This is a genomic window from Bacillus vallismortis, assembly GCF_040784915.1.
Taxonomy (GTDB): Bacteria; Bacillota; Bacilli; order Bacillales; family Bacillaceae; genus Bacillus; species Bacillus subtilis_G.
This window is the reverse complement of the sequence record NZ_CP160797.1, coordinates 2,871,713-2,896,246: the sequence shown is the minus strand read 5'-3', so window position 1 is coordinate 2,896,246 and position 24,534 is coordinate 2,871,713. Positions and strand designations below refer to the sequence as shown.

Genomic DNA, 24,534 nt, shown 5'->3' with positions numbered 1-24,534 from the left:
AGACAAAAGACAGATCACATATTTGACTGTGGTGCTTTTCATATTCGTATGAAAGGAATGATCAGGCATGTCTAAACATCAAGCAGTGATCCAGACAGATATTGTAAAAGGAACCATTAACAAAAATATATACGGTCATTTTGCGGAGCATTTAGGAAGAGGGATTTATGAGGGGATTTGGGTCGGATCGGACTCAAGCATTCCCAATATAAACGGAATACGAAAGGATGTGCTGGAAGCGCTCAAGCAGCTTCACATTCCCGTCCTCAGATGGCCGGGCGGGTGTTTTGCGGACGAATACCATTGGGCAAACGGTGTCGGTGACCGAAAGACGATGCTTAACACGCACTGGGGCGGAACAGTTGAATCAAATGAATTCGGAACGCATGAATTTATGATGCTTTGCGAGCTGCTTGAATGCGAGCCTTATATTTGCGGAAATGTCGGAAGCGGAACCGTTCAGGAAATGGAGGAATGGATCGAGTATATGACGTTTGATGCAGGCACGCCGATGTCAGACTGGAGAATACAAAATGGAAGAGAGGAGCCCTGGAAGCTGAAATATTTCGGTGTGGGCAATGAAAACTGGGGTTGCGGCGGAAACATGCACCCTGAATACTATGCTGATCTGTACCGACGTTTTCAAACCTATGTCCGCAATTACAGCGGCAATGAAATCTATAAAATTGCAGGCGGTGCAAATGTAGATGACTTTAATTGGACGGACGTGCTCATGAAAAAAGCCGCCGGCCTGATGGACGGATTGAGCCTTCATTATTACACGATTCCGGGTGATTTCTGGAAGGGCAAAGGATCAGCGACAGAATTCACGGAGGATGAATGGTTCATTACGATGAAAAAAGCCAAATACATCGATGAATTGATTCAAAAACACGGTACGATTATGGACCGGTACGACCCGGAGCAGCGGGTCGGGCTGATTATTGACGAATGGGGCACGTGGTTTGATCCTGAGCCAGGCACGAACCCTGGATTCCTTTATCAGCAAAACACCATTCGTGATGCACTGGTCGCGGCTTCTCATTTCCACATTTTCCATCAGCATTGCCGCAGGGTGCAAATGACCAACATCGCCCAAACGGTAAACGTTCTTCAAGCGATGATTTTGACTGAGGGAGAGCGGATGCTTTTGACACCGACGTACCATGTATTTGATATGTTTAAGGTACACCAGAATGCTTCTCTTTTAGACACTGAAACAACCTCCGCTGCCTATGAATGGAAGGGGGAAACGCTGCCGCAAATCAGTATTTCAGCAACGAAACATGCGGAAGGTGATATCAATATCACGATTTGCAACATCGACCATCAAAACAAAGCGGAGGCCGAAATTGAGCTGAGAGGTCTTAACAAGACTACGGACCATTCCGGATTCATTCTCACGGCAGAAAAAATGAATGCGCATAACACGTTTGACGATCCTCATCACGTCAAACCGGAATCTTTCAGCCGATATACCCTCAACAAAAACAAACTGAAAGTAAAACTGCCGCCCATGTCGGTCGTCTTACTCACGCTGCGTGCGGATTCTTAATCGCGCGAGAGCGCCGGAGCTTCATGCCGGCGCTCTTTTTCAGGTTTTAAAACAGCTCCGGGAGGGCATGGTAAAGTACATGACAGTGAAGAGGAGATGTTAGCTTATGCTTCGTACAATTCTAATGATCATCGGGGCTATTGTAGTGATCGGGGCAATTATCAGATTCGTGTTTTAATAAAAGTGACATATCCCATTCAATCCAGATAAAAATGAGTAAACCAATTGTGCTCAGGAAAAAATAATTTGTAAGCATTAAAATAGCGTGAACGAATGGGAGATGCTATACTAAAAATCATCATTCACAATTGGAGGAATTCAATAATGGCTATCGTAAAAGCAACTGATCAATCTTTCCCAGCTGAAACAAGCGAAGGCGTCGTACTGGCTGACTTCTGGGCTCCTTGGTGCGGACCTTGTAAAATGATTGCGCCTGTTCTTGAAGAACTGGATCAAGAAATGGGAGACAAACTGAAAATCGTAAAAATCGATGTGGATGAAAACCAAGAAACAGCCGGAAAATACGGCGTTATGAGCATCCCGACACTTCTTGTGTTAAAAGACGGAGAAGTTGTTGAAACTTCTGTCGGCTTCAAACCGAAAGAAGCGCTTCAAGAGCTTGTAAACAAACATCTTTAATTTACGGCTGCTTACATGCCAGAGCGATTCCGATTGAGGGATCGCTTTTTTTATTCGTCAATTGTGAATCATAGAGAAAAACAAACGTTCGTGTTAAACTGGAAACAAAGGACTAAATATAAGGAAGGGTAACATATGAACAAACAACTGAAAGAAAAACTCGCCCTCCTTCCTGATCAGCCCGGATGTTATCTGATGAAGGACCGACAGCAGACTGTGATCTACGTAGGAAAAGCGAAAGTGCTGAAAAACAGAGTGCGCTCCTACTTCACCGGTTCTCACGATGCGAAAACACAAAGGCTTGTGACGGAAATCGAGGATTTTGAATATATCGTGACGTCCTCTAATCTCGAAGCGCTTATTTTAGAAATGAATTTGATCAAAAAGCATGATCCGAAATACAATGTCATGCTGAAAGACGATAAAACCTACCCTTTTATAAAACTCACCCACGAACGCCATCCAAGGCTGGTTGTCACCCGCAATGTCAAAAAAGACAAAGGGCGCTATTTTGGGCCGTACCCGAATGTGCAAGCAGCAAGGGAAACAAAAAAACTGCTCGACCGTCTGTATCCTCTCAGAAAATGCTCCAAACTGCCGGACAGAGTGTGCCTTTACTATCATCTGGGCCAATGTCTCGCTCCTTGCGTAAAGGATATTTCCGAAGAGACGAACAGAGAGCTGGTTGAAAGCATTACCCGATTCTTAAAGGGCGGCTATAATGATGTCAAAAAAGAGCTTGAAGAGAAAATGCATGAGGCTGCGGAGAATCTTGAGTTTGAAAGGGCAAAAGAGCTTCGCGACCAAATGGCCCATATTGACTCAACGATGGAAAAACAAAAAATGACGATGAACGATTTAGTCGACCGTGACGTATTCGCTTACGCATACGATAAGGGCTGGATGTGCGTACAGGTCTTTTTCATCCGGCAAGGAAAGCTCATTGAACGCGATGTCAGCATGTTCCCGCTCTATCAGGAAGCTGATGAAGAGTTCCTTACGTTCATCGGGCAGTTCTATTCAAAAAACAACCATTTCCTTCCAAAGGAAATTTTAGTTCCGGACAGCGTAGATCAATCCATAATTGAGCAGCTGCTGGAAACAAACGTCCACCAGCCGAAAAAAGGCCCGAAAAAAGAACTGCTCATGCTGGCCCATAAAAATGCGAAAATCGCGCTGAAAGAAAAATTCTCCTTAATCGAACGGGATGAGGAGCGCTCAATCGGGGCTGTGCAGAAGCTCGGTGAAGCCTTGAATATTTATACGCCTCACAGAATCGAAGCGTTTGATAACTCAAACATACAGGGGACAAACCCGGTTTCCGCGATGATCGTGTTTATCGACGGCAAACCGAACAAAAGGGAATACCGCAAATATAAAATCAAAACCGTTACAGGCCCGGATGATTACGGCTCAATGAGAGAGGTCGTCAGAAGGCGTTATTCAAGAGTGCTTCGAGAAAACCTGCCGCTGCCTGATCTGATCATCATTGACGGAGGAAAAGGGCAGATCAACGCTGCAAGAGATGTCATTGAAAATGAACTCGGTCTTGATATTCCCATTGCCGGTTTAGCGAAAGACGAAAAACACAGAACCTCAAATTTACTCATCGGGGATCCGCTGGAGGCGGTGTATCTGGAACGAAACAGCCAGGAATTTTATCTTCTGCAGCGCATTCAGGACGAGGTGCACCGGTTCGCGATCAGCTTTCACAGGCAAATCCGCGGTAAAAGCGCGTTTCAATCCGTATTGGACGACATTCCGGGTATCGGAGAGAAAAGAAAGAAAATGCTGTTAAAGCATTTCGGTTCTGTTAAAAAAATGAAGGAAGCAAGCCTTGAGGACCTCAAAAAAGCGGGTGTTCCCGCAGCGGCGGCTCAGCTCCTTTACGACAAATTGCAAAAATAATGTTGTCCTTTTAAAAAAGATCTGATAAAATGTGAACTAATTTCATAGTTAGATCGTGTTATATGGTGAAGATAGAGGTGCGAACTTCAAGAGTAAGCCTTTGGAGAAAGATGGATTCCGTGAAAAAGGCTGAAAGGGGAGGTCGCCGAAGCAAATAAAATCCCATCGGTGTTATTTGCTGGCCGTGCATTGAATAAATGTAAGGCTGTCAAGAAATCATTTTCTTGGAGGGCTATCTCGTTGTTCATAATCATTCATGATGATTAATTGATAAGCAATGAGAGCAAATTCCTCTCATTGCTTTTTTTATTATGGACAAAGCGCTCTTTCTCCTCACCCGCACGAACCAAAATGTAAAGGGTGGTCATTCATGGGTCTAATCGTACAAAAATTCGGAGGTACTTCCGTCGGCTCAGTCGAAAAAATTAATAATGCGGCAAACCGCGTCATCGCGGAAAAACAGAAAGGCCATCAAGTCGTCGTAGTCGTTTCAGCTATGGGGAAATCGACTGACGCATTGGTCAGCCTTGCAAAAGACATCACCGATCAGCCGAGCAAACGCGAAATGGATATGCTGCTGGCGACAGGCGAACAGGTCACGATTTCCCTGCTTTCAATGGCGCTGCAGGAAAAAGGCTATGACGCGGTGTCCTATACTGGCTGGCAGGCGGGAATCCGCACGGAATCCGTACACGGAAACGCCAGAATTACAGATATCGACACTACAGTTTTAGCAGACCAGCTTGAGCAAGGAAAGGTTGTGATTGTCGCGGGATTCCAAGGCATGACGGAGGATTGTGAAATCACGACATTGGGCCGGGGCGGTTCAGACACAACAGCGGTCGCTTTGGCTGCCGCATTAAAAGCGGATAAATGTGACATATACACCGACGTGACCGGCGTGTTTACAACCGATCCGCGGTATGTGAAATCAGCGAGAAAGCTTGCCGGAATCTCATACGATGAAATGCTTGAGCTTGCCAATTTAGGCGCCGGCGTTCTTCATCCGAGAGCTGTTGAATTCGCGAAAAATTACCAATTGCCGTTAGAAGTGCGTTCAAGTACAGAAACAGAAGCGGGGACATTAATTGAGGAGGAATCATCCATGGAGCAGAATTTAATTGTCAGAGGCATTGCGTTCGAAGATCAAATCACAAGGGTAACAATCTACGGGCTGACAAGCGGCCTAACCACTTTGTCTACCATTTTTACAACGCTTGCCAAAAGAAATATTAACGTGGATATCATTATCCAAACGCAGGCGGGAGACCATGATGCCGGGATTTCCTTCTCTGTTAAATCTGAAGACGCGGACCAGACTGTTGAGGTGCTTGAAGAGTACAAAGGCGCGCTGGAATTTGAGAAAATCGAGACAGAAAGCAAGCTGGCTAAAGTATCCATTGTCGGATCAGGTATGGTATCAAATCCTGGTGTAGCGGCTGAAATGTTTGCTGTACTGGCGGAAAAAAACATTTTAATCAAGATGGTTAGCACATCTGAAATCAAAGTGTCAACAGTCGTAAGCGAAAATGACATGGTGAAAGCGGTCGAAGCGCTGCACGATGCATTTGAGCTTTCAAAACACCCTTCAGCTGTGTAATCAAAAAAGGCGGGACTATGCAGTCACCGCCTTTTTGGTTACACAGGGTCTTTCATATCCCATTTCACAGTCAGAACCACTTTATCGGCTCTCTTTTTCACTTGTTCATATGATTCGGCAATCTGGTCATTCATCAATTGAATTTGTTCAGCGATAAAACCAGCTTCAAGCTGAAAGCATGGTTCTTTCTGATGTTTAAGGCGGTTGGAAATGATCGGCCCTTCAAGTTCAAATTCAAGCTCCTGTTTTTTAGCGCTTGTGTTAGTGAGGGTTCCCCAGCCCGCTTCTTCAAAGAAGGCCGGAAATTCCTCCCATGATTCAAGAGGAAACTTACGGGCGAGATGTTTCCCTGCCCAATACATCATGGAAGAGTAATCTTGGCCAAGCATATCTGGGAGAACGATCTCTCGTATTAGTTCGTAGGCATAGGCGTTCATTTCAATTTCTTTTAGATTGTCAATAGATCCTTCAAATTTAGACTTCATAGCTGTCTCCCCTCTCTCCTTCGTATATTATAGCCCAAAGAGGGGGGAGGATTACAGAATGATCCTGTAATTCTTATGAAAAATTAAGGGAGAAATATATATTGATAAAATAAAATTTTTAAATCAACTAATTAATTCGGAAAATTGTAATTTATGTACGCGTTTTCTTGACGCCCTTTTGAGGGAGGAGTAAAATGAAATTGTCAATAAATCTTAATAAAGTGCTTACAATTGAAAGAAGTGGGGGAAGAGATTTAGCACATTTCGCACTTATCAAACAGGGGGTAAAGTAATGTCTGGGAACAGAGAGTTTTATTTTCGAAGATTGCATTCCTTGCTTGGCGTCATACCGGTCGGCATCTTTCTCATTCAGCATTTAGTCGTCAACCAGTTTGCCGCAAGGGGCGCTGAAGCATTCAATAGTGCTGCTCATTTTATGGATAGTCTGCCTTTCAGGTATGCATTGGAAATTTTTATTATCTTCTTACCATTAATTTATCATGCAGTTTATGGTGTGTACATAGCGTTTACTGCAAAAAATAACGCAGGTCAATACAGCTATATGAGAAATTGGCTCTTCGTCCTGCAGCGTGTAACCGGTATCATCACCCTCATTTTCGTCAGTTGGCATGTGTGGGAAACCCGTATTGCAGCACAAATGGGCGCTGAGGTCAATTTCGACATGATGGCGAATATTTTGAGCTCTCCGGCTATGCTTGGCTTCTACATTGTCGGTGTTTTATCAACAATTTTCCACTTCTCGAACGGTTTATGGTCTTTCGCTGTTACATGGGGCATTACGGTAACGCCTCGTTCTCAAAGAATTTCGACATACGTTACGCTGATTATTTTTGTTGCACTGTCATACGTAGGCTTAAAAGCGATTTTCGCATTTGTATAAGAGTACTAGATTACTAGAGGGAGAGGGGCTATCATGAGTCAATCAAGCATTATCGTAGTCGGCGGGGGTCTTGCCGGCCTCATGGCGACAATTAAAGCAGCGGAATCAGGAATGGCGGTTAAGCTTTTTTCCATCGTTCCTGTCAAACGTTCTCATTCGGTTTGCGCGCAAGGCGGCATAAACGGAGCGGTCAACACAAAAGGGGAAGGCGACTCTCCGTGGGAGCATTTTGATGACACTGTATACGGGGGAGACTTTCTTGCGAACCAGCCGCCGGTCAAAGCGATGTGTGACGCAGCGCCTTCTATCATCCACTTATTAGACCGGATGGGCGTCATGTTTAACCGGACGCCTGAGGGCCTGCTGGATTTCCGCCGATTCGGGGGTACACAGCACCACAGAACAGCTTATGCGGGTGCGACAACGGGACAGCAGCTGCTTTACGCACTGGACGAGCAAGTGCGCAGATACGAAGTTGCGGGTCTGGTTACAAAATACGAAGGCTGGGAATTCCTTGGCGCTGTATTGGATGATGACAGAACCTGCCGCGGAATTGTTGCGCAAAACCTGACAAACATGCAAATTGAATCCTTCCGTTCAGACGCTGTCATCATGGCGACGGGCGGACCGGGGATCATTTTTGGAAAATCGACCAACTCCATGATTAATACAGGATCTGCTGCGTCGATCGTTTATCAGCAGGGAGCGTATTATGCAAACGGAGAATTCATTCAAATTCACCCGACAGCCATACCGGGCGATGACAAACTAAGACTGATGAGTGAATCGGCGCGCGGTGAAGGCGGACGCGTGTGGACATATAAAGACGGGAAACCGTGGTATTTCCTGGAAGAAAAATACCCAGCTTACGGAAACTTGGTGCCGCGTGATATAGCGACACGCGAAATATTTGATGTGTGTGTCAACCAGAAGCTCGGCATTAATGGTGAAAACATGGTGTATCTTGATCTGTCCCATAAAGATCCCAAAGAGCTTGACATTAAGCTCGGCGGCATCATTGAAATTTATGAGAAGTTCATGGGAGATGACCCGCGGAAGCTTCCAATGAAAATCTTCCCGGCGGTTCATTACTCAATGGGCGGTTTATGGGTGGATTACAATCAAATGACAAACATCCCGGGACTGTTTGCGGCTGGGGAATGTGATTACTCTATGCACGGCGGCAACCGTTTGGGAGCGAACTCCCTGCTCTCCGCGATATACGGGGGAATGGTGGCCGGACCGAATGCCGTGAAATATGTAAATGGCTTAGAATCTTCAGCAGAAGACATGTCTTCCTCTTTATTCGACGCTCACGTCAAAAAAGAAGAAGAAAAATGGGCTGACATTATGAGCATGGACGGAACCGAAAATGCCTATGTCCTTCACAAAGAGCTCGGTGAGTGGATGACGGCAAACGTAACGGTTGTCCGCCATAACGATAAGCTTTTGAAAACGGATGACAAAATTCAGGAATTAATGGAGCGATTTAAAAAGATTAACATCAATGATACGACAAAATGGAGCAATCAGGGGGCGATGTTCACACGCCAGTTCTCGAACATGCTTCAGCTTGCGAGGGTGGTTACCCTTGGCGCTTACAACCGCAATGAAAGCAGGGGCGCCCATTATAAACCGGATTATCCTGAACGTAATGATGATGAATGGCTCAAAACAACAATGGCTAAACATGTAAGCCCGTATGAAGCGCCAGAATTTGAGTATCAGGATGTCGATGTATCACTGATAACGCCTCGGAAACGGGATTACTCGAAGAAGAAGGTGGCGAAATAATCATGAGTGAACAAAAAACCATACGATTTATTATCACACGGCAAGATACAACCGACAGCACGCCTTACGATGAAGAATTTGAGGTTCCATACCGCCCGAACCTAAACGTCATTTCCGCTTTGATGGAAATACGCAGGAATCCGGTTAACGTTAAAGGTGAAAAGACAACCCCTGTTACATGGGACATGAACTGTCTTGAAGAAGTGTGCGGCGCATGTTCAATGGTCATAAACGGAAAGCCGCGCCAGTCTTGTACGGCGCTTATCGACCAGCTTGAACAGCCGATCCGCTTAAAACCAATGAAAACGTTCCCGGTCGTGCGTGATTTGCAGGTTGACCGGAGCAGAATGTTTGATTCATTGAAAAAAGTAAAAGCGTGGATACCGATTGACGGTACGCACGATTTGGGACCGGGGCCGAGAATGCCGGAAAAACGCCGTCAATGGGCATATGAATTATCAAAATGCATGACGTGCGGCGTCTGCCTCGAAGCCTGCCCGAATGTGAACAGCAAATCGAAGTTCATGGGGCCGGCACCGATGTCTCAAGTCCGCCTGTTTAACGCACATCCGACAGGCGCCATGAATAAATCTGAGCGGTTAGACGCACTGATGGATGAAGGCGGCCTTGGAGATTGCGGCAACTCGCAAAACTGCGTTCAATCTTGCCCGAAAGGCATCCCGCTCACCACTTCGATTGCAGCCTTAAATAGAGATACAAACTTACAAGCGTTCCGCAATTTCTTCGGAAGCGACAGAGTATAAGAAGAAAAAACCTCTTCCGCATGGGAGAGGTTTTTTTAATAAGGAGATGAGTAAAGATGAAGCTTCCCGCTTATATTGATATGCCGTTTCAACAATGGAAGACGTCCTTTTCTTTTTTTAATGAAGTATCCGTGCGATTTTCCGAGACGGACATGTTTGGACATATGAATAATGTAACGCCTTTTATATACTTTGAGGAGGCGCGGATTTCTTATTTTAAAAAGCTGAATATGATGAATCAAAACAAACAGACTATGACGGTCGTGGCAAGCCAGCAATGCGATTATCTGCGCCAAGTCATGCCTTATGAAGAGCTGCGTATCTATGTGAAAACAAGCGCCGTCGGCAGCTCATCCCTTACCTTGCATTATCTCGGAGAAAATCGGGAAGGCGAGCCCTGCTTCACCGGAGCAGTTGTGATGGTCCAAGTTTCAAAGGAAAGCGGCAAGACTGTCAGCTGGACGGATGAGGAGAAAGAAACGCTCCTCCATACACCATAAACTAATTCTCTTGTAAACGTCACCTCCTGTGCCCTTCTTACATAAGATATCTTGACTATATCAAAACCCATTCGTTTCTGATTCGCTCTCACCTTAGCAAGGAGGGTTACAATACTTGAAGGAGAAAGAATTTCAATCGAAGCCGCTGCTAACGAAAAGAGAAAGAGAAGTGTTCGAATTGCTCGTTCAAGATAAGACAACAAAGGAGATTGCAAGCGAGCTATTTATCAGTGAGAAAACCGTTCGAAACCATATTTCAAATGCCATGCAGAAATTGGGTGTGAAAGGGCGTTCGCAAGCCGTTGTTGAGCTTCTTAGAATGGGTGAGCTAGAGCTTTAATCCTTGCCGGTATTCCTTCTTTTCAGGAAGGAGCCGGTTATTGCTGTTTGTTTGGAACGTTTGAAACCATATTTGGAATGCTATGCAAAACTTGGATGGCAAAGCTTAAAACAGTTTTTGCTATTTGATGTTGTTTGCCTAAAGTCCTCTAATTCTCTCGCGCGAGTCTTGCATTTTCTTCAAAAAAGAAGGAAAATAGACACGGAACGCTTTTGTGCGTAAGAGATCCTTGAGTGAGGGATGGACAAATGACATCAAAACCTTTGGAGCATGTTGCGGATATTGAAAAGTCACTCCGCCACATTGCCGCGATCATTAAGCAAAAAGGACGAGAAATCCTTAACCAATATGCAATTACGCCGCCGCAATTTGTCGGCCTGCAATGGCTTTATGAACTAGGAGATATGACAATCGGCGAACTATCGGGCAAAATGTATCTGGCATGCAGCACGACAACGGATTTAATCGACCGCATGCAAAAAAATGAGCTTGTCGAGCGGGTCAAGGACCCGGCGGACAGACGTGTGGTCCGGATACATCTTCTGCCTGAAGGAGAACGGATTATTCAAGAGGTCATTACAAAAAGGCAGGAATATCTGCGTGATATGTTCGAAACGTTTACAGATGAAGAAATAGCCATCTTCGAAAAATCATTGATGAAACTGCAGCATGAAATGAAGAGAAAATGAGGCGATTTTGTTGGGGCAACCAATAGGAGTCATTGATTCCGGGGTTGGCGGTTTAACCGTTGCAAAGGAAATCATGAGACAGCTACCAAAAGAAAATATTATCTACGTCGGGGATACGAAACGGTGTCCATACGGGCCGCGTCCTGAAGAAGAAGTGCTTCAATATACGTGGGAGCTGACGAATTATTTACTCGAAAACCACCACATTAAAATGCTCGTGATCGCCTGCAACACAGCAACAGCGATCGCATTGGAAGACATCCAGCGAAGCGTCGGTATACCAGTGGTCGGAGTGATCCAGCCGGGTGCGAGAGCAGCGATAAAAGTGACGGAAAATCAGCATATCGGAGTCATCGGCACAGAGAATACAATTAAGAGCAATGCGTACGAAGAGGCGCTTTTGGCATTAAATTCTGACCTGAAGGTTGAGAACCTTGCCTGCCCGCTGCTTGTGCCTTTTGTAGAAAGCGGAAAGTTTCTTGACAAGACAGCAGACGAGATTGTCAAAACATCCCTGTATCCGTTAAAAGACACATCGATTGATTCACTGATTTTAGGCTGCACCCACTATCCTATTTTAAAAGAATCCATTCAGAGATATATGGGAGAGCACGTAAACATTATTTCGTCCGGCGATGAAACAGCAAGGGAAGTCAGCACGATTCTCTCATATAAAGGGCTGCTGAACCAGTCTCCGATTGTTCCGGATCATCAGTTCCTAACAACAGGAGCACGTGATCAGTTTGCGAAAATCGCAAATGACTGGTTTGGCCATGAGGTGGGCCATGTGGAATGCACTTCACTGCAAGAACCGATTAGAAAATAGCTTTGCCCCGCAACGTTATGTTGCGGGTTTTTTCTGTTTTGCCGGAATTCTTCGGTCTATTTCCTGATAAGGGCTCGTATACATAATAGTACAAACAGCCTTAGGAGGGAAAAGTATGCTGAAAAAAGGACCTGCAGTCATTGGTGCCACTTGTCTCACCTCTGCCCTGCTTTTATCCGGATGCGGTTTGTTTCAATCTGATAAGGCAGGCGAGGAAATTGATCCGCCTCAAGACGTTACATACGTGAACGATGAAGCGGGGGCCGATTCAAATACAACAGCAGCCGAAAAAACAGAAAGTGAAAAAAACGATACCGCCAAAGCGGATCAAGCCGCATCTACAATCATGAGGGAGCTTTATCTCATTGATAAAAACGGGTATGTCGTTGCGCAAACGCTGCCTCTTCCAAAAAGTGAAGGCACGGCCAAGCAGGCGCTTGAATACCTCGTTCAGGGCGGACCTGTGTCAGAAATTCTTCCGAATGGCTTCAGAGCCGTATTGCCGGCTGACACAACCGTTAACGTTGACATCAAAAAAGATGGAACTGCAATCGCCGACTTCTCTAATGAATTTAAAAATTATAAGAAAGAAGACGAACAGAAAATTGTTCAATCCGTGACGTGGACGCTTACGCAATTCAGTTCGATAGATAAAGTGAAGCTGAGAATAAACGGCCATGAATTGAAGGAGATGCCTGTAGGGGGCACGCCGATCTCAGATGATTTAAGCCGTAAAGACGGGATTAATATGGAAACATCGGGCGTAAATGATCTTACCGCAACACATCCGCTCACCGTTTATTATTTGGCGGAAAACGAAGACAGTGAGTACTATGTGCCTGTGACGAAACGGATCGACAATACTGAAAAAGATGATATTTCTGCAGCGATCAACGAATTGGCTAAAGGCCCAAGCAAAGTGAGCGGGCTGTTAACAGATTTCAGTGATGACGTAAAGCTGGTCAGTAAGCCGAAAATCAAAGACGGACGCGTGACGTTAGATTTCAATCAATCCATATTCGGCAGCGCTGATGAAAAGACAAAAATGATTTCTTCAGAAGTGCTGAACAGCATTGTGCTGACGTTAACGGAGCAGCCGAATGTAAAAAGCGTTTCCGTCAAAGTAAACGGGAAATCAGAGCTTGTAAATGAAAAAGGCGAAAAGCTCACTGAACCGGTCTCCAGACCATCTCAAGTGAATACGGGTAGTTTTTAAATTGAAATTTTTGATATACTAGAAAGAAAGAGGTTAGCGTTCCGGCTGCCTCTTTCTTTATTCAATTCCGGAACAAAAATGGTTTATGTACATACAATCGGAGGTAAAACATGAGACATGACGGAAGACAACATGATGAGCTGCGTCCAATCACATTTGATTTGGATTTTATCAGCCATCCGGAAGGTTCTGTTCTAATAACAGCGGGAAATACAAAAGTAATCTGCAACGCGTCTGTTGAGGATCGCGTGCCGCCGTTTTTGCGGGGCGGGGGAAAAGGCTGGATTACAGCTGAATACAGCATGCTGCCGCGGGCAACAAACCAAAGAACAATCAGAGAGTCTTCTAAGGGGAAAGTTACCGGCAGAACAATGGAGATCCAGCGCCTGATCGGCCGCGCGCTTCGGGCAGTCGTAGATTTAGACAAGCTCGGTGAACGTACGATTTGGATTGACTGCGATGTCATTCAGGCTGATGGCGGAACAAGAACTGCTTCTATTACAGGAGCATTTCTAGCCATGGCAATTGCGATTGGCAAGCTGCTCAAAGCGGGAACGATCAAGGCAAATCCGATTACTGATTTTCTTGCTGCGATTTCTGTCGGAATTGATAAGGAACAGGGAATTTTGTTAGATTTAAATTATGAAGAAGATTCTTCCGCTGAAGTTGATATGAATGTCATTATGACAGGCGGCGGCCGCTTTGTGGAGCTGCAGGGAACCGGGGAAGAGGCGACTTTTTCACGGGATGATCTGAACGGTCTTCTCGGTCTTGCGGAAAAAGGCATTCATGAACTGATTGACAAGCAAAAAGAAGTGCTGGGTGATTCTCTGCCAGAACTGAAATAAGTACAGAAAGGCTTGAACATAATGAAAGAAGCAATTATTGCGACACATAATCCGGGAAAAGTGAAGGAATTTAAAGAAATCCTTGAGCCAAAAGGCTATGATGTCAAATCGTTAGCTGAAATCGGATACACAGAAGAAATCGAAGAAACAGGCCATACGTTTGAAGAAAATGCTATTCTCAAAGCAGAAGCTGTTGCCAAAGCAGTGAACAAAATGGTGATTGCGGACGACTCGGGTCTGTCCATCGATAATCTTGGGGGCCGACCCGGCGTTTATTCCGCCCGCTATGCAGGGGAACAGAAAGACGATCAGGCAAATATCGATAAAGTGCTCGGCGAACTGAAAGGAATCGAAAAAGAACAGCGCACGGCCCGTTTCCGATGCGCGCTGGCTGTGAGTAACCCCGGTGAGGAAACAAAAACAGTCGAAGGTCATGTTGAGGGGTATATCGCTGAAGAGCCGAGAGGAGAATACGGTTTTGGCTATGACCCGATCTTTATCGTAAAAGATAAAGATCAGACAATGGCCGAACTGACAAGTGATGAAAAAAATAAAATCAGCCACAGGGCTGACGCGCTTAAAAAGCTGTCGAAGCTTTTAGAGGCATAAGGAGGAAGCTTGTACATGAACGTGCTGATTATCAGTGACAGCCATGGGCTTGAAGAAGAACTCCAAACCATCGCGAAACGGCATGAAGCGGAAGTTGATCTCATGATTCATTGCGGAGACTCTGAACTCGAAACCGGGCATCCGGCATTGGATCCTTATAAGGTTGTAAAAGGAAATTGCGATTTTACAGGCGATTTTAAGGACGAGCTTCTTCTGAATGCCGGGTCAAAAAAAATACTGGTCACACACGGCCACCTTCACGGTATAAAACAGACCTTGTTAAACGTATACTATCGTGCAGAGGAGCTCGGAGCGGATATTATTTGTTTCGGGCATTCGCACATCGCGGGAAGCGAAGTGCTGCGCGGAAAACTAATGATTAATCCAGGCAGCATCCGCCTTCCAAGGGTGCGCAGGACAGAAAGCTATGCTATACTGACTTTAGAAAATGACGCCGCAACAGTGCGTTTTTACGACCAAGCAGGCCATGAAATTGACGATCTGCAAAACCGTGTCCCACTATGAAAATGTCATGAGGAAGAAATATTTCTTCCTCATGAAAAAAATTCTAAAAAACCGTTGACTTATTGCTTTATCCCATATATAATAAATCTTGTCGCTGATAGTTAAAGCGAAAAACGAAAACACAAAACGTGTCCCAGTAGCTCAGCTGGATAGAGCAACGGCCTTCTAAGCCGTCGGTCGGGAGTTCGAATCTCTCCTGGGACGTACCAAAAGAAAAACCTCAAATCCTTTAAGGATTTGAGGTTTTTTGTTGTTGGTTTATGATCTTTTATTTGTGATTTAACGTATCATCATCCAAGCCGTCAACTTTTCCTTCTTTATTGAGACGAGGCTCTTCTTTTTTCACGGTGTCGGAAATATGCTCATTCTCTTCGACAGTCCGTTTTCCGACAACCACTTCATCAGTGACAACCGGTTTTTTAGTCACTTCCAGTTTCTCCTCAACGATTGGTACTCTGATCTCTTCCGAATCATTGACGGGAGAAGCGTCCGCTGTATTTTCATCCACTGGGCGGCGTTCAACATAAATTTCATCGCGTCTCACCGGGATGTCCATATCTCTTTGTTCTGTTTTCACTTCTTTTCCAATCTCTACTTCTCCAGTTTGAACGTCTTCCTTATCGACTTTCAGTTGTTCTTCCCTCAGCGGCATTGTTTTTTCTTCTTTCGTTGTATAATCCGCCATGTCGTTTGTGCTTGAAAAGCCGCCTGAAAGAGCATTGCCGTTATCAATAGGTGGATTGACTTCTGCATCTGTATCAACAGCCACAAGGAGTTTTCCTTCATCCAGATCCTCTTGATAATTTTCTATTTCGCCAGTCGTAATATCCAAATCTGATAATGTCTTGCTGTGTGCGGCAGTATCATCCATTGTAAAATAATCTTTCAGCTTATCAAAAAATGATTCGGATTCATCCTCATGTGCACCGACGGCTTGATTGACTTCTGTTCCTGTCCGTGACTCAAGATAATCTGTATCTCGCCGGCTTGTCACAACCGAAATATCGTCAGAATCAAAACCTTTTGTTATTAAGCCTTCAATCGCTGCAATGGTTTCCTGCGGCGTTTCGTATACACCAACTATGCTTTTCATATTAATCTCCTCCTTTATCAATTTTGCATTTTATCGTTCATGTCGTTTTTAATTCCCGCTGATCTTTGAAATAAACAAAATTGAAAGCATCCGAAGTTTTTCAGTAACAAACCTGTTATTATATGAATTTCCTGAAAAATGAATATTCCGGAAATAATATGAAAAAAATCAAAGCTGTGCCGATATTTGTTATGTGAAACAATTAAATAAAGGGAGTGTTTTCTTTTGAAAAAATGGTTCATTGTTTTTTTCTTATTCGTTATTACGCTGTTTCAATCGCTTCAAACAGTTAGCGCGGAAACAGTTAAATGGAAAGAAAGAGCAGATTTGCCTGAGGCGCGTGTGGGCGCAAGCAGCAGCGTAGTAGATGGAAAGATATACGTGATTGGTGGCGGGATGCAAAAACAAGGTACTTATGGGAACCAAACGTTTGTCTATGATCCTAAAACGAATGAATGGACAAAAAAAGCCGACATGCCAACAGAGAGAGGAGGAGCTGCGACTGTTACAGTTGACGGTAAAATTTATGTCATGGGTGGAATGTCAAACGATGGGGTTGTAAAGACAGTAGAAGTATATGATCCAAAAAAAGATACGTGGGAAAAATCGGATGATCTCCCCTTTGAAAAAAAAGTTCCAGCTTATAGAATTTATGCAGAAGCTATTGGAAAGAAAATTTACGTTGTAGCCTATGAAAATACAAAATATGCAACGACTTACAGTTATGATCTCGAAACGAAGAAATGGGAGAAAAAACAAAAGTTAAATGATGAAATCTATGCGGGTATTACAGCAGTAATCGATAATAAATTATATATCCTTGGCGGAACGCAATACATTGGTCGAATTGTTTATGTCTATGATCCAGAAAATGATAGCTGGACAAAAAATGGTAAGGGATTCAGAGCAGGATATTATTCTGCACTTGTTTATAAAGGAAAAATACTGATGACAGGAGGTGTAACTCGAATTAGGGTGTATGATCCTAAAAGTCAATCGGTTATAGGAGTAACTAATCCTAAAGCTCCATATAGAATGGCTCATTCTTCTGCCATTATCGATGATACTCTTTACGTAATCGGTGGAAGAGAGGAAACATCCAGTTTTACTGGGAATGCATCCTCTAATTTTAAATCAGTTATGTCAATTTCATTAAAGGATTTAAACATACCTTCTGAAGACAATTCGGGAGATAAAGATAAAGGATCAACAACCCCTTCTGAGGATCATTCAGCAACAGAAGACGGAGACGCTCTCCTAGTTATCACCATGGTAAATGGTTTGCAAAAAGAGTATCAGCTGTCCATGAAAGAAGTAAACGGATTCCTCAAATGGTATAAGCAGCGTGATGCGGGAGAGGGACCAGGCTTTTATGAAATAGATGAGCATGACAATAACAAAGGGCCTTTTGAAAGTAAAAAGGATTATGTTGTGTTTAAAAACATTTTGATGTATGAAGTGAATAAATATAAATAACTCATACAAAAAACCATCCAGTGCTGGATGGTTTTTTGTATGATAAAGCAATAACCGATTTTGTTCTGGTTTTTTTCTGCTCTATTGAATTTTAACAGGGAATTGATGCAAAAGAAATAATAGGGATTACCTCTGCACTTATCTATCCCAAAAAATGTTCACAGCTTCTTCGTCATAAACACACTGTTCGGATCTTCAACATAGTCGGCAAACGGTTCACAGTACTGAAAGCCGAAGCTTTCATACAATTTTCTTGCCGGCTTAAATGAAGCCATTGAACCTGTTTCTAAGCTTACCCTCTCATAACCCCGCTCTCTAGCCTCCTCTAGGATGTGTTGGAGAATTTGTTTGGCAACCCCTTTTCTTAAATGGGATGCAGACGTGCGCATTGATTTGATTTCTCCATGCCGGCTGTCCAGTTCTTTAAGCGCTCCGCAGCCGGCTAGTTCATTGCCCTCCCATGCGCTCCAAAATGTCATTTCAGGCCCTCTCAGCCTTTCTGCATCTAAGGCATGGATGCTTTCTGGCGGGGACATGAGCGTCATGCTATGTAAATGCTCATTCACAAATGAGATCACTTCGTGTCCAGTTACATTATCTATTTTTATAAGCAATTCTATTCCTCCTCAAAAACTTGCAGGTTATCAGAACATATTTCATTTCATCATAATCATATTCCGTCTTTTTTCCAAATAGAAAGACAGAAAATCTGCCGGTATGAATCATTTTTGGAATGATTTGATTTGTGAAAGGCGTTTCAAGGCAAAAAAAAGAGGCCGAAAACAATATTCGGCTTTAATATCGAAACCCTCCGTGAGCGCCAGGTGCTCTGCTGAATCCGCCGGCGTGCGTCGCCGGGATACTGAAACCTACCCCGTGGCCGCTATAGCCTGCGCCTGCAAATGGCTGCCCATAAAATCCGGATGCGTATGGGAATGAGGAGTACATGGCAGAGGGGGTGCTTATCGGGCTGTACGCCTGACTGTACGGCTGTCCGTATCCATAGCCTCCAAAAGGCTGGTCGTTTTGCTGATAAAAGGAAGGAGCTGTCGGATAATATGGCTGCGGAAAGGTGGGAAAGCCCGCTGGGAACCCTTGCATGTCAGCTAATGATTTATTCATCGTATCACCTTTTCTTTACAAGATACCACCAATGTATGCCGGAGGAATAATGGAAGTGCCTATCCGATCTTTCATACATATATTCCATCAAAAACGATAGCGCGTCATATTTTATGACAGTTTTCTATCAGATTGAAAAATTCTGTTGTATTCTTATTAGATTAATAAAAAAATTATAAAAACTTTTAATAGTTACAATTCCTTATGCGCCAATAATGAAAGCGTATACAATATAGATTGATTAATCAAAATTGTCTAATAATTTTAAAAAATGCTGTTGACACTGCGTCCAAAGCGGCGTAATATGAGTTCAACAAAAGATAAACGCAAGCTTCACAAGCGAAAATGATCGCAATGTGATGCTGAAAAATGAAAAAACAAACGACCTTCTTGAACAGCTGAAAAGCTGTTCCGGAGACTGAATATGAAAAGCGCAGATGAGGATAAGTAGCCTTGATAAAGCTTTCCACAGAGAACCGGGTTAGCTGAGAACCGGCAAAGCTTTACAAGGTGAACTCGCCTCAGAGTGCCAGTCTGAAACCATAGTAGGACTTGGCCGGGTGAACTTGATTCACTCGTTATTAAAGCGGATAGAAATATCCATGAGACGGCTGATTCAATAGGCCGTAAACAAGGGTGGTACCGCGGAAAGAAGAGCCTTTTCGCCCCTTTTAGCTATCGCATCACTGCGCGGCTGATTGTGGGTGGAAAGGCTCTTTTTATTGAATAGTCAGCTATCAAACTAATAAAACGATTGATCTTTAGAGGATGAAAATCCAAAAGGAGGAACTAAAATGGGGACTAATGTACAGGTGGATTCGGCGTCTGCCAAATGTACACAGACGATGAGCGGAGCATTAATGCTGATTGAATCATTGAAAAAAGAGAAAGTAGACATGATATTCGGTTATCCGGGCGGGGCTGTGCTTCCGATCTACGATAAGCTTTACAATTCAGGGTTGGTACATATCCTTCCCCGTCACGAACAAGGTGCGATCCATGCAGCGGAAGGATACGCAAGAGTCTCCGGAAAACCGGGTGTCGTCATTGCCACGTCAGGCCCGGGAGCGACAAACCTTGTTACAGGCCTGGCGGATGCCATGATTGATTCATTGCCATTAGTCGTCTTTACAGGGCAGGTAGCCACATCCGTTATCGGGAGCGATGCATTTCAGGAAGCGGACATTTTAGGAATTACCATGCCGGTGACAAAACACAGCTATCAGGTTCGCCAGCCGGAAGATCTGCCGCGCATCATTAAAGAAGCGTTCCATATTGCAACAACTGGAAGACCCGGCCCTGTATTGATTGATATTCCGAAAGATGTAGCAACAATTGAAGGAGAATTCAGCTATGATCATGAGATGAATCTCCCGGGATACCAGCCGACTATCGAGCCGAATTATTTGCAGGTCCGCAAGCTTGTGGAAGCCGTAAGCGGCGCAAAGAAACCGGTGATCCTGGCGGGGGCGGGCGTACTGCACGGAAAAGCGTCAGAAGAATTAAAAAATTATGCAGAACAGCAGCAAATCCCAGTGGCACACACCCTTTTGGGGCTCGGAGGCTTCCCGGCTGATCACTCGCTTTTCTTGGGGATGGCGGGAATGCACGGAACGTATACAGCCAATATGGCCCTTCATGATTGTGATCTTTTAATCAGTATCGGTGCCCGTTTTGATGACCGCGTCACAGGAAACCTGAAGCACTTTGCAAAAAACGCAAAGATTGCCCACATCGATATTGATCCGGCTGAAATCGGAAAAATCATGAAAACACAGATTCCTGTAGTCGGAGACAGCAAAATTGTCCTGCAGGAGCTGATCAAACAAGACGGCAGACAAAGTGATTCAGGCGAATGGAAAAAACAGCTCGCCGAATGGAAAGAAGAGTACCCGCTCTGGTATGTAGATAATGAAGAAGAAGGCTTTAAACCACAGAAATTAATTGAATATATTCATCAATTTACAAATGGCGAGGCTATAGTCGCAACGGATGTCGGCCAGCATCAAATGTGGTCAGCGCAATTCTATCCGTTCCAAAAAGCAGATAAATGGGTCACATCAGGCGGACTTGGAACGATGGGATTCGGCCTTCCGGCAGCGATTGGCGCACAGCTGGCGGATAAAGATGCTACTGTAGTGGCGGTTCTCGGGGACGGCGGTTTTCAAATGACGCTCCAAGAACTCGATGTCATTCGCGAATTGAATCTTCCGGTCAAAGTCATCATTTTAAATAACGCTTGTCTCGGAATGGTCAGACAGTGGCAGGAAATTTTCTATGAAGAACGCTATTCAGAATCTAAATTTGCTTCTCAGCCTGACTTCGTCAAATTGTCAGAAGCATACGGCATTAAAGGCATCAGAATTTCATCGGATGCGGAAGCGAAAGAAAAGCTGGAAGAGGCATTAAGATCAAAAGAGCCGGTTGTCATTGACGTGCGGGTTGCCAGAGAAGAAAAAGTATTCCCGATGGTGGCTCCGGGGAAAGGGCTGCATGAAATGGTGGGGGTGAAACCTTGAAAAGAATTATCACTTTGACTGTGGTGAATCGTTCCGGCGTATTAAACCGGATCACCGGTCTATTTACAAAAAGACATTACAACATTGAAAGCATTACAGTTGGCCACACAGAAACAACCGGCGTTTCCAGAATCACCTTTGTCGTTCACGTAGAAGGAGAAAATGATGTTGAACAGCTGACAAAACAGCTCAACAAACAGATTGATGTCCTGAAAGTCACAGACATCACGAATCAATCGATTGTCCAAAGGGAGCTGGCCTTAATCAAGGTCGTTTCCGCACCGTCAACGAGATCAGAGATTAATGGAATTATAGAACCGTTCAGAGCCTCTGTCGTTGATGTCAGCAGAGACAGCATCGTTGTTCAGGTGACAGGCGAATCTAACAAAATTGAAGCGCTTATTGAATTGTTAAAACCTTATGGCATTAAAGAAATCGCGAGAACAGGTACAACGGCTTTTGCGAGGGGAACCCAGCAGAAGGCGTCATCCAATAAAACAATATCTATTGTATAAAACATAACAAGGGAGAGATTGAAATGGTAAAAGTATATTATAACGGTGATATCAAAGAAAACGTATTGAGTGGGAGAACAGTAGCGGTTATCGGGTACGGTTCGCAGGGTCACGCGCATGCCCTGAACCTTAAAGAAAGCGGAGTTGACGTGATCGTCGGTGTTAGACAAGGGAAATCTTTCACGCAAGCTCAAGAAGACGGACATAAAGTATTTTCAGTAAAAGAAGCGGCAGCCCAAGCTGAAATCATCATGGTTCTGCTTCCGGATGAACAGCAGCAAAAAGTATACGAAGCTGAAATCAAAGATGAATTGACAGCTGGAAAATCATTGGTGTTCGCTCACGGATTTAACGTTCATTTCCATCAAATTGTTCCTCCTGCGGATGTAGATGTATTCTTGGTAGCGCCTAAAGGTCCGGGACACTTGGTAAGAAGAACATATGAGCAAGGAGCTGGCGTGCCGGCATTGTTCGCGATTTACCAAGATGTGACTGGAGAAGCAAGAGACAAAGCCCTTGCGTATGCAAAAGGAATCGGCGGCGCTAGAGCGGGCGTTTTGGAAACGACATTTAAAGAAGAAACAGAAACAGATTTGTTCGGTGAGCAAGCAGTTCTTTGCGGAGGATTAAGCGCGCTTGTAAAAGCTGGATTTGAAACATTAACTGAAGCAGGTTACCAGCCTGAACTTGCGTACTTCGAGTGTCTGCACGAGTTGAAATTAATCGTAGACCTTATGTACGAAGAAGGACTTGAAGGCATGAGATATTCAATCTCTGACACAGCACAGTGGGGAGATTTCGTATCAGGGCCGCGCGTTGTGGACGCTAAAGTAAAAGAATCTATGAAAGAAGTATTAAAAGATATCCAAAACGGGACATTCGCAAAAGAGTGGATCGTCGAAAACCAAGTAAACCGTCCTCGTTTCAACGCGATCAATGCGAGCGAAAACGAACATCAAATTGAAGTGGTGGGAAGAAAGCTTCGTGAAATGATGCCGTTTGTGAAACAAGGCAAGAAGAAGGAAGCGGTGGTCTCCGTTGCGCAAAATTAATTTTTTCGACACGACGCTTCGTGATGGTGAACAGTCCCCTGGCGTGAACTTAAATACACAGGAGAAACTTGCCATAGCAAAGCAGCTCGAAAGACTCGGGGCAGATATCATTGAAGCGGGGTTTCCCGCTTCGTCCCGAGGTGACTTTTTAGCTGTTCAGGAAATTGCAAGAACCATTAAAAATTGTTCAGTGACTGGTCTTGCCCGTTGTGTAAAAGGTGATATTGATGCTGCTTGGGAAGCGTTAAAGGACGGTGCTTACCCGAGAGTTCACGTATTTATCGCCACATCGGACATTCACTTGAAACACAAGCTGAAAATGACTCGTGAGCAAGTCATCGAAAGAGCGGTTGAAATGGTGAAATACGCAAAAGAGCGTTTTCCGGTTGTGCAATGGTCAGCTGAAGATGCCTGCCGGACTGAACTGCCGTTTTTAGCGGAAATCGTCGAGAAAGTCATTGACGCAGGCGCCAGTGTTATCAATCTTCCAGATACGGTTGGCTACCTGGCTCCAGCGGAATACGGAAATATCTTTAAATATATGAAGGAAAACGTTTCGAACATTCATCAAGCAAAGCTTTCAGCCCACTGTCATGATGATTTGGGGATGGCAGTCGCAAACTCTCTTGCTGCGATTGAAAATGGCGCTGATCAAATCGAATGCGCTGTGAATGGGATCGGTGAAAGAGCCGGAAACGCGGCATTAGAGGAGATTGCCGTTGCCCTCCATGTCAGAAAAGATTTCTATCAAGTTGAAACAGGCATTACATTGAACGAGATTAAGCGAACAAGCGATTTAGTAAGCAAGCTGACAGGTATGGCTGTTCCGCGCAATAAAGCGGTTGTGGGCGATAATGCATTTGCTCATGAATCAGGCATCCATCAGGACGGCTTCTTAAAAGAAAAATCGACTTATGAAATTATTTCACCGGAGCTTGTCGGTGTAACAGCTGATGCGCTTGTCCTGGGTAAACATTCCGGACGCCACGCATTTAAAGACCGGCTGACTGCTTTAGGATTCCAATTTGATAGTGAAGAGATTAATAAATTCTTTGCGATGTTCAAAGAGTTGACTGAGAAGAAAAAAGAAATCACTGATGAGGATCTTGTTTCTCTTATTTTAGAAGAAAAAGTAACAGACCGCAAGATTGGGTATGAATTTCTTTCCTTACAAGTGCATTACGGAACAAGCCAGGTGCCTACGGCTACACTTTCTTTGAAAAATCAAGAAAACGCAGAGCTTATTCAGGAAGCGGCAACTGGAGCAGGAAGCGTGGAAGCGATCTACAACACGCTTGAGCGCTGCATCGATAAAGACGTGGAGCTCTTGGACTACCGCATTCAGTCCAATCGAAAAGGCGAAGACGCATTTGCCCAGGTGTATGTAAGAGTTTTATTGAACGGAAAAGAATCAGCAGGGCGGGGCATAGCGCAAGACGTATTAGAAGCTTCAGCGAAAGCCTATTTGAACGCAGTCAACCGTCAATTGGTTTTCCAGTCGAATATGAGCGGACTTAAAAACCATACAGCTGTCGGGTCATAAAAGAAAGGAGAACGG

General features: G+C 44.4%; 24 protein-coding genes, 1 tRNA gene, 1 riboswitch and 1 other annotated feature. Of the genes, 21 read left to right on the top strand and 4 right to left on the bottom strand.

Going from position 1 to position 24,534, the window contains the following annotated elements; genetic code table 11:
• Nucleotides 1-67: 67 nt before the first annotated feature.
• The 4 genes from abfB (at nt 68) to ABZM97_RS14260 (ending at nt 5,702) form a co-directional block, all read left to right on the top strand.
• Nucleotides 68-1,555: an alpha-L-arabinofuranosidase AbfB gene (abfB, locus tag ABZM97_RS14275; RefSeq protein WP_253268460.1), complete on the top strand. Its 1,488-nt coding sequence runs from the start codon at nt 68-70 to the stop codon at nt 1,553-1,555.
• Nucleotides 1,556-1,879: 324 nt separating this feature from the next.
• Nucleotides 1,880-2,194: a thioredoxin gene (gene trxA, locus ABZM97_RS14270; RefSeq protein WP_087992363.1), complete on the top strand. Its 315-nt coding sequence runs from the start codon at nt 1,880-1,882 to the stop codon at nt 2,192-2,194.
• A gap of 135 nt (nt 2,195-2,329) precedes the next feature.
• Nucleotides 2,330-4,102: an excinuclease ABC subunit UvrC gene (gene uvrC / locus ABZM97_RS14265; protein WP_253268459.1), complete on the top strand. Its 1,773-nt coding sequence runs from the start codon at nt 2,330-2,332 to the stop codon at nt 4,100-4,102.
• Between the two features lie 64 nt (nt 4,103-4,166).
• Nucleotides 4,167-4,345: riboswitch (Lysine riboswitch) on the top strand.
• Nucleotides 4,346-4,472: 127 nt separating this feature from the next.
• On the top strand, nt 4,473-5,702 hold the full coding sequence (locus ABZM97_RS14260; RefSeq protein ID WP_367386897.1) for an aspartate kinase: 1,230 nt from the start codon (nt 4,473-4,475) through the stop codon (nt 5,700-5,702).
• Between the two features lie 38 nt (nt 5,703-5,740).
• On the opposite strand, the gene ABZM97_RS14255 is transcribed toward ABZM97_RS14260, so the two are convergent.
• A complete protein-coding gene (locus ABZM97_RS14255; RefSeq protein ID WP_087992360.1) occupies nt 5,741-6,187 on the bottom strand; it encodes a YslB family protein in 447 nt (148 codons plus the stop codon).
• 292 nt (nt 6,188-6,479) lie between these two features.
• Here ABZM97_RS14255 and sdhC point away from each other — a divergent pair, with 292 nt between their 5' ends.
• The 12 genes from sdhC to ABZM97_RS14195 all read left to right on the top strand — a co-directional run bounded on the left by sdhC (nt 6,480) and on the right by ABZM97_RS14195 (nt 15,403).
• On the top strand, nt 6,480-7,088 hold the full coding sequence (gene sdhC, locus ABZM97_RS14250; protein WP_003222512.1) for a succinate dehydrogenase cytochrome B558: 609 nt from the start codon (nt 6,480-6,482) through the stop codon (nt 7,086-7,088).
• Nucleotides 7,089-7,121: 33 nt separating this feature from the next.
• Nucleotides 7,122-8,882: a succinate dehydrogenase flavoprotein subunit gene (gene sdhA / locus ABZM97_RS14245; protein WP_087992359.1), complete on the top strand. Its 1,761-nt coding sequence runs from the start codon at nt 7,122-7,124 to the stop codon at nt 8,880-8,882.
• Nucleotides 8,883-8,884: 2 nt separating this feature from the next.
• On the top strand, nt 8,885-9,646 hold the full coding sequence (sdhB, locus tag ABZM97_RS14240; protein ID WP_087992358.1) for a succinate dehydrogenase iron-sulfur subunit: 762 nt from the start codon (nt 8,885-8,887) through the stop codon (nt 9,644-9,646).
• 56 nt (nt 9,647-9,702) lie between these two features.
• The gene (locus tag ABZM97_RS14235; RefSeq protein ID WP_289347830.1) at nt 9,703-10,146 is read left to right on the top strand and encodes a thioesterase family protein; all 444 of its coding nucleotides are present in this window, start codon (nt 9,703-9,705) and stop codon (nt 10,144-10,146) included.
• A gap of 115 nt (nt 10,147-10,261) precedes the next feature.
• On the top strand, nt 10,262-10,486 hold the full coding sequence (gene gerE, locus ABZM97_RS14230; RefSeq protein ID WP_003184172.1) for a spore germination transcription factor GerE: 225 nt from the start codon (nt 10,262-10,264) through the stop codon (nt 10,484-10,486).
• A 248-nt stretch (nt 10,487-10,734) separates the two neighbouring features.
• Nucleotides 10,735-11,175 (top strand): MarR family winged helix-turn-helix transcriptional regulator, encoded by a 441-nt coding sequence (locus tag ABZM97_RS14225; RefSeq protein ID WP_003222521.1) that lies wholly within the window; start codon nt 10,735-10,737, stop codon nt 11,173-11,175.
• A gap of 7 nt (nt 11,176-11,182) precedes the next feature.
• Nucleotides 11,183-12,001, top strand: a complete 819-nt coding sequence (gene racE, locus ABZM97_RS14220) for a glutamate racemase (protein ID WP_087992355.1) — start codon at nt 11,183-11,185, stop codon at nt 11,999-12,001.
• A 115-nt stretch (nt 12,002-12,116) separates the two neighbouring features.
• A complete protein-coding gene (gerM, locus tag ABZM97_RS14215; RefSeq protein WP_087992354.1) occupies nt 12,117-13,217 on the top strand; it encodes a spore germination protein GerM in 1,101 nt (366 codons plus the stop codon).
• A gap of 110 nt (nt 13,218-13,327) precedes the next feature.
• Complete coding sequence (rph, locus tag ABZM97_RS14210; RefSeq protein ID WP_253268458.1) at nt 13,328-14,065, top strand: ribonuclease PH; 738 nt, start codon at nt 13,328-13,330, stop codon at nt 14,063-14,065.
• A 12-nt stretch (nt 14,066-14,077) separates the two neighbouring features.
• Nucleotides 14,078-14,674: an XTP/dITP diphosphatase gene (locus ABZM97_RS14205; protein WP_367386896.1), complete on the top strand. Its 597-nt coding sequence runs from the start codon at nt 14,078-14,080 to the stop codon at nt 14,672-14,674.
• A gap of 15 nt (nt 14,675-14,689) precedes the next feature.
• Entirely contained in the window at nt 14,690-15,199 is a 510-nt protein-coding gene (locus ABZM97_RS14200; protein WP_367386895.1) for a YfcE family phosphodiesterase, read from the top strand.
• Between the two features lie 130 nt (nt 15,200-15,329).
• Nucleotides 15,330-15,403: transfer RNA gene (locus tag ABZM97_RS14195), tRNA-Arg, on the top strand.
• 64 nt (nt 15,404-15,467) lie between these two features.
• Here the strand turns inward: ABZM97_RS14195 and ABZM97_RS14190 are convergent.
• The gene (locus ABZM97_RS14190; RefSeq protein WP_087992350.1) at nt 15,468-16,292 is read right to left on the bottom strand and encodes a YsnF/AvaK domain-containing protein; all 825 of its coding nucleotides are present in this window, start codon (nt 16,290-16,292) and stop codon (nt 15,468-15,470) included.
• A gap of 225 nt (nt 16,293-16,517) precedes the next feature.
• On the opposite strand from ABZM97_RS14190, the gene ABZM97_RS14185 reads away from it, so the two are divergent.
• Complete coding sequence (locus ABZM97_RS14185) at nt 16,518-17,768, top strand: DUF1668 domain-containing protein (RefSeq protein ID WP_087992348.1); 1,251 nt, start codon at nt 16,518-16,520, stop codon at nt 17,766-17,768.
• 158 nt (nt 17,769-17,926) lie between these two features.
• On the opposite strand, the gene ABZM97_RS14180 is transcribed toward ABZM97_RS14185, so the two are convergent.
• The gene (locus ABZM97_RS14180) at nt 17,927-18,382 is read right to left on the bottom strand and encodes a GNAT family N-acetyltransferase (RefSeq protein WP_087992347.1); all 456 of its coding nucleotides are present in this window, start codon (nt 18,380-18,382) and stop codon (nt 17,927-17,929) included.
• Nucleotides 18,383-18,563: 181 nt separating this feature from the next.
• Complete coding sequence (locus tag ABZM97_RS14175; RefSeq protein ID WP_087992345.1) at nt 18,564-18,890, bottom strand: hypothetical protein; 327 nt, start codon at nt 18,888-18,890, stop codon at nt 18,564-18,566.
• A gap of 425 nt (nt 18,891-19,315) precedes the next feature.
• Nucleotides 19,316-19,563, top strand: a binding site (T-box leader).
• 121 nt (nt 19,564-19,684) lie between these two features.
• Between ABZM97_RS14175 and ilvB the strand changes: the two genes are divergently transcribed.
• From ilvB to ABZM97_RS14155, 4 genes are read left to right on the top strand one after another with little or no spacing between them, the layout of a single operon-like run.
• On the top strand, nt 19,685-21,409 hold the full coding sequence (gene ilvB / locus ABZM97_RS14170) for an acetolactate synthase large subunit (RefSeq protein ID WP_367386894.1): 1,725 nt from the start codon (nt 19,685-19,687) through the stop codon (nt 21,407-21,409).
• Entirely contained in the window at nt 21,406-21,924 is a 519-nt protein-coding gene (gene ilvN / locus ABZM97_RS14165) for an acetolactate synthase small subunit (protein WP_003222543.1), read from the top strand. Before ilvB ends, ilvN begins: the two co-directional genes overlap by 4 nt.
• 23 nt (nt 21,925-21,947) lie before the next feature.
• On the top strand, nt 21,948-22,976 hold the full coding sequence (gene ilvC, locus ABZM97_RS14160) for a ketol-acid reductoisomerase (protein ID WP_087992343.1): 1,029 nt from the start codon (nt 21,948-21,950) through the stop codon (nt 22,974-22,976).
• Nucleotides 22,963-24,519: a 2-isopropylmalate synthase gene (locus ABZM97_RS14155; RefSeq protein WP_087992342.1), complete on the top strand. Its 1,557-nt coding sequence runs from the start codon at nt 22,963-22,965 to the stop codon at nt 24,517-24,519. Before ilvC ends, ABZM97_RS14155 begins: the two co-directional genes overlap by 14 nt.
• Nucleotides 24,520-24,534: the final 15 nt, after the last annotated feature.

Excerpts from the sequence above, each read along its gene's own strand:
- abfB (WP_253268460.1), top strand. The coding sequence starts at position 68 with ATGTCTAAACATCAAGCAGTGATCCAGACAGATATTGTAAAAGGAACC.
- trxA (WP_087992363.1), top strand. The coding sequence starts at position 1,880 with ATGGCTATCGTAAAAGCAACTGATCAATCTTTCCCAGCTGAAACAAGC.
- uvrC (WP_253268459.1), top strand. The coding sequence starts at position 2,330 with ATGAACAAACAACTGAAAGAAAAACTCGCCCTCCTTCCTGATCAGCCC.
- ABZM97_RS14260 (WP_367386897.1), top strand. The coding sequence starts at position 4,473 with ATGGGTCTAATCGTACAAAAATTCGGAGGTACTTCCGTCGGCTCAGTC.
- ABZM97_RS14255 (WP_087992360.1), bottom strand. The coding sequence starts at position 6,187 with ATGAAGTCTAAATTTGAAGGATCTATTGACAATCTAAAAGAAATTGAA.
- sdhC (WP_003222512.1), top strand. The coding sequence starts at position 6,480 with ATGTCTGGGAACAGAGAGTTTTATTTTCGAAGATTGCATTCCTTGCTT.
- sdhA (WP_087992359.1), top strand. The coding sequence starts at position 7,122 with ATGAGTCAATCAAGCATTATCGTAGTCGGCGGGGGTCTTGCCGGCCTC.
- sdhB (WP_087992358.1), top strand. The coding sequence starts at position 8,885 with ATGAGTGAACAAAAAACCATACGATTTATTATCACACGGCAAGATACA.
- ABZM97_RS14235 (WP_289347830.1), top strand. The coding sequence starts at position 9,703 with ATGAAGCTTCCCGCTTATATTGATATGCCGTTTCAACAATGGAAGACG.
- ABZM97_RS14225 (WP_003222521.1), top strand. The coding sequence starts at position 10,735 with ATGACATCAAAACCTTTGGAGCATGTTGCGGATATTGAAAAGTCACTC.
- gerM (WP_087992354.1), top strand. The coding sequence starts at position 12,117 with ATGCTGAAAAAAGGACCTGCAGTCATTGGTGCCACTTGTCTCACCTCT.
- rph (WP_253268458.1), top strand. The coding sequence starts at position 13,328 with ATGAGACATGACGGAAGACAACATGATGAGCTGCGTCCAATCACATTT.
- ABZM97_RS14200 (WP_367386895.1), top strand. The coding sequence starts at position 14,690 with ATGAACGTGCTGATTATCAGTGACAGCCATGGGCTTGAAGAAGAACTC.
- ABZM97_RS14190 (WP_087992350.1), bottom strand. The coding sequence starts at position 16,292 with ATGAAAAGCATAGTTGGTGTATACGAAACGCCGCAGGAAACCATTGCA.
- ABZM97_RS14175 (WP_087992345.1), bottom strand. The coding sequence starts at position 18,890 with ATGAATAAATCATTAGCTGACATGCAAGGGTTCCCAGCGGGCTTTCCC.
- ilvB (WP_367386894.1), top strand. The coding sequence starts at position 19,685 with ATGGGGACTAATGTACAGGTGGATTCGGCGTCTGCCAAATGTACACAG.
- ilvC (WP_087992343.1), top strand. The coding sequence starts at position 21,948 with ATGGTAAAAGTATATTATAACGGTGATATCAAAGAAAACGTATTGAGT.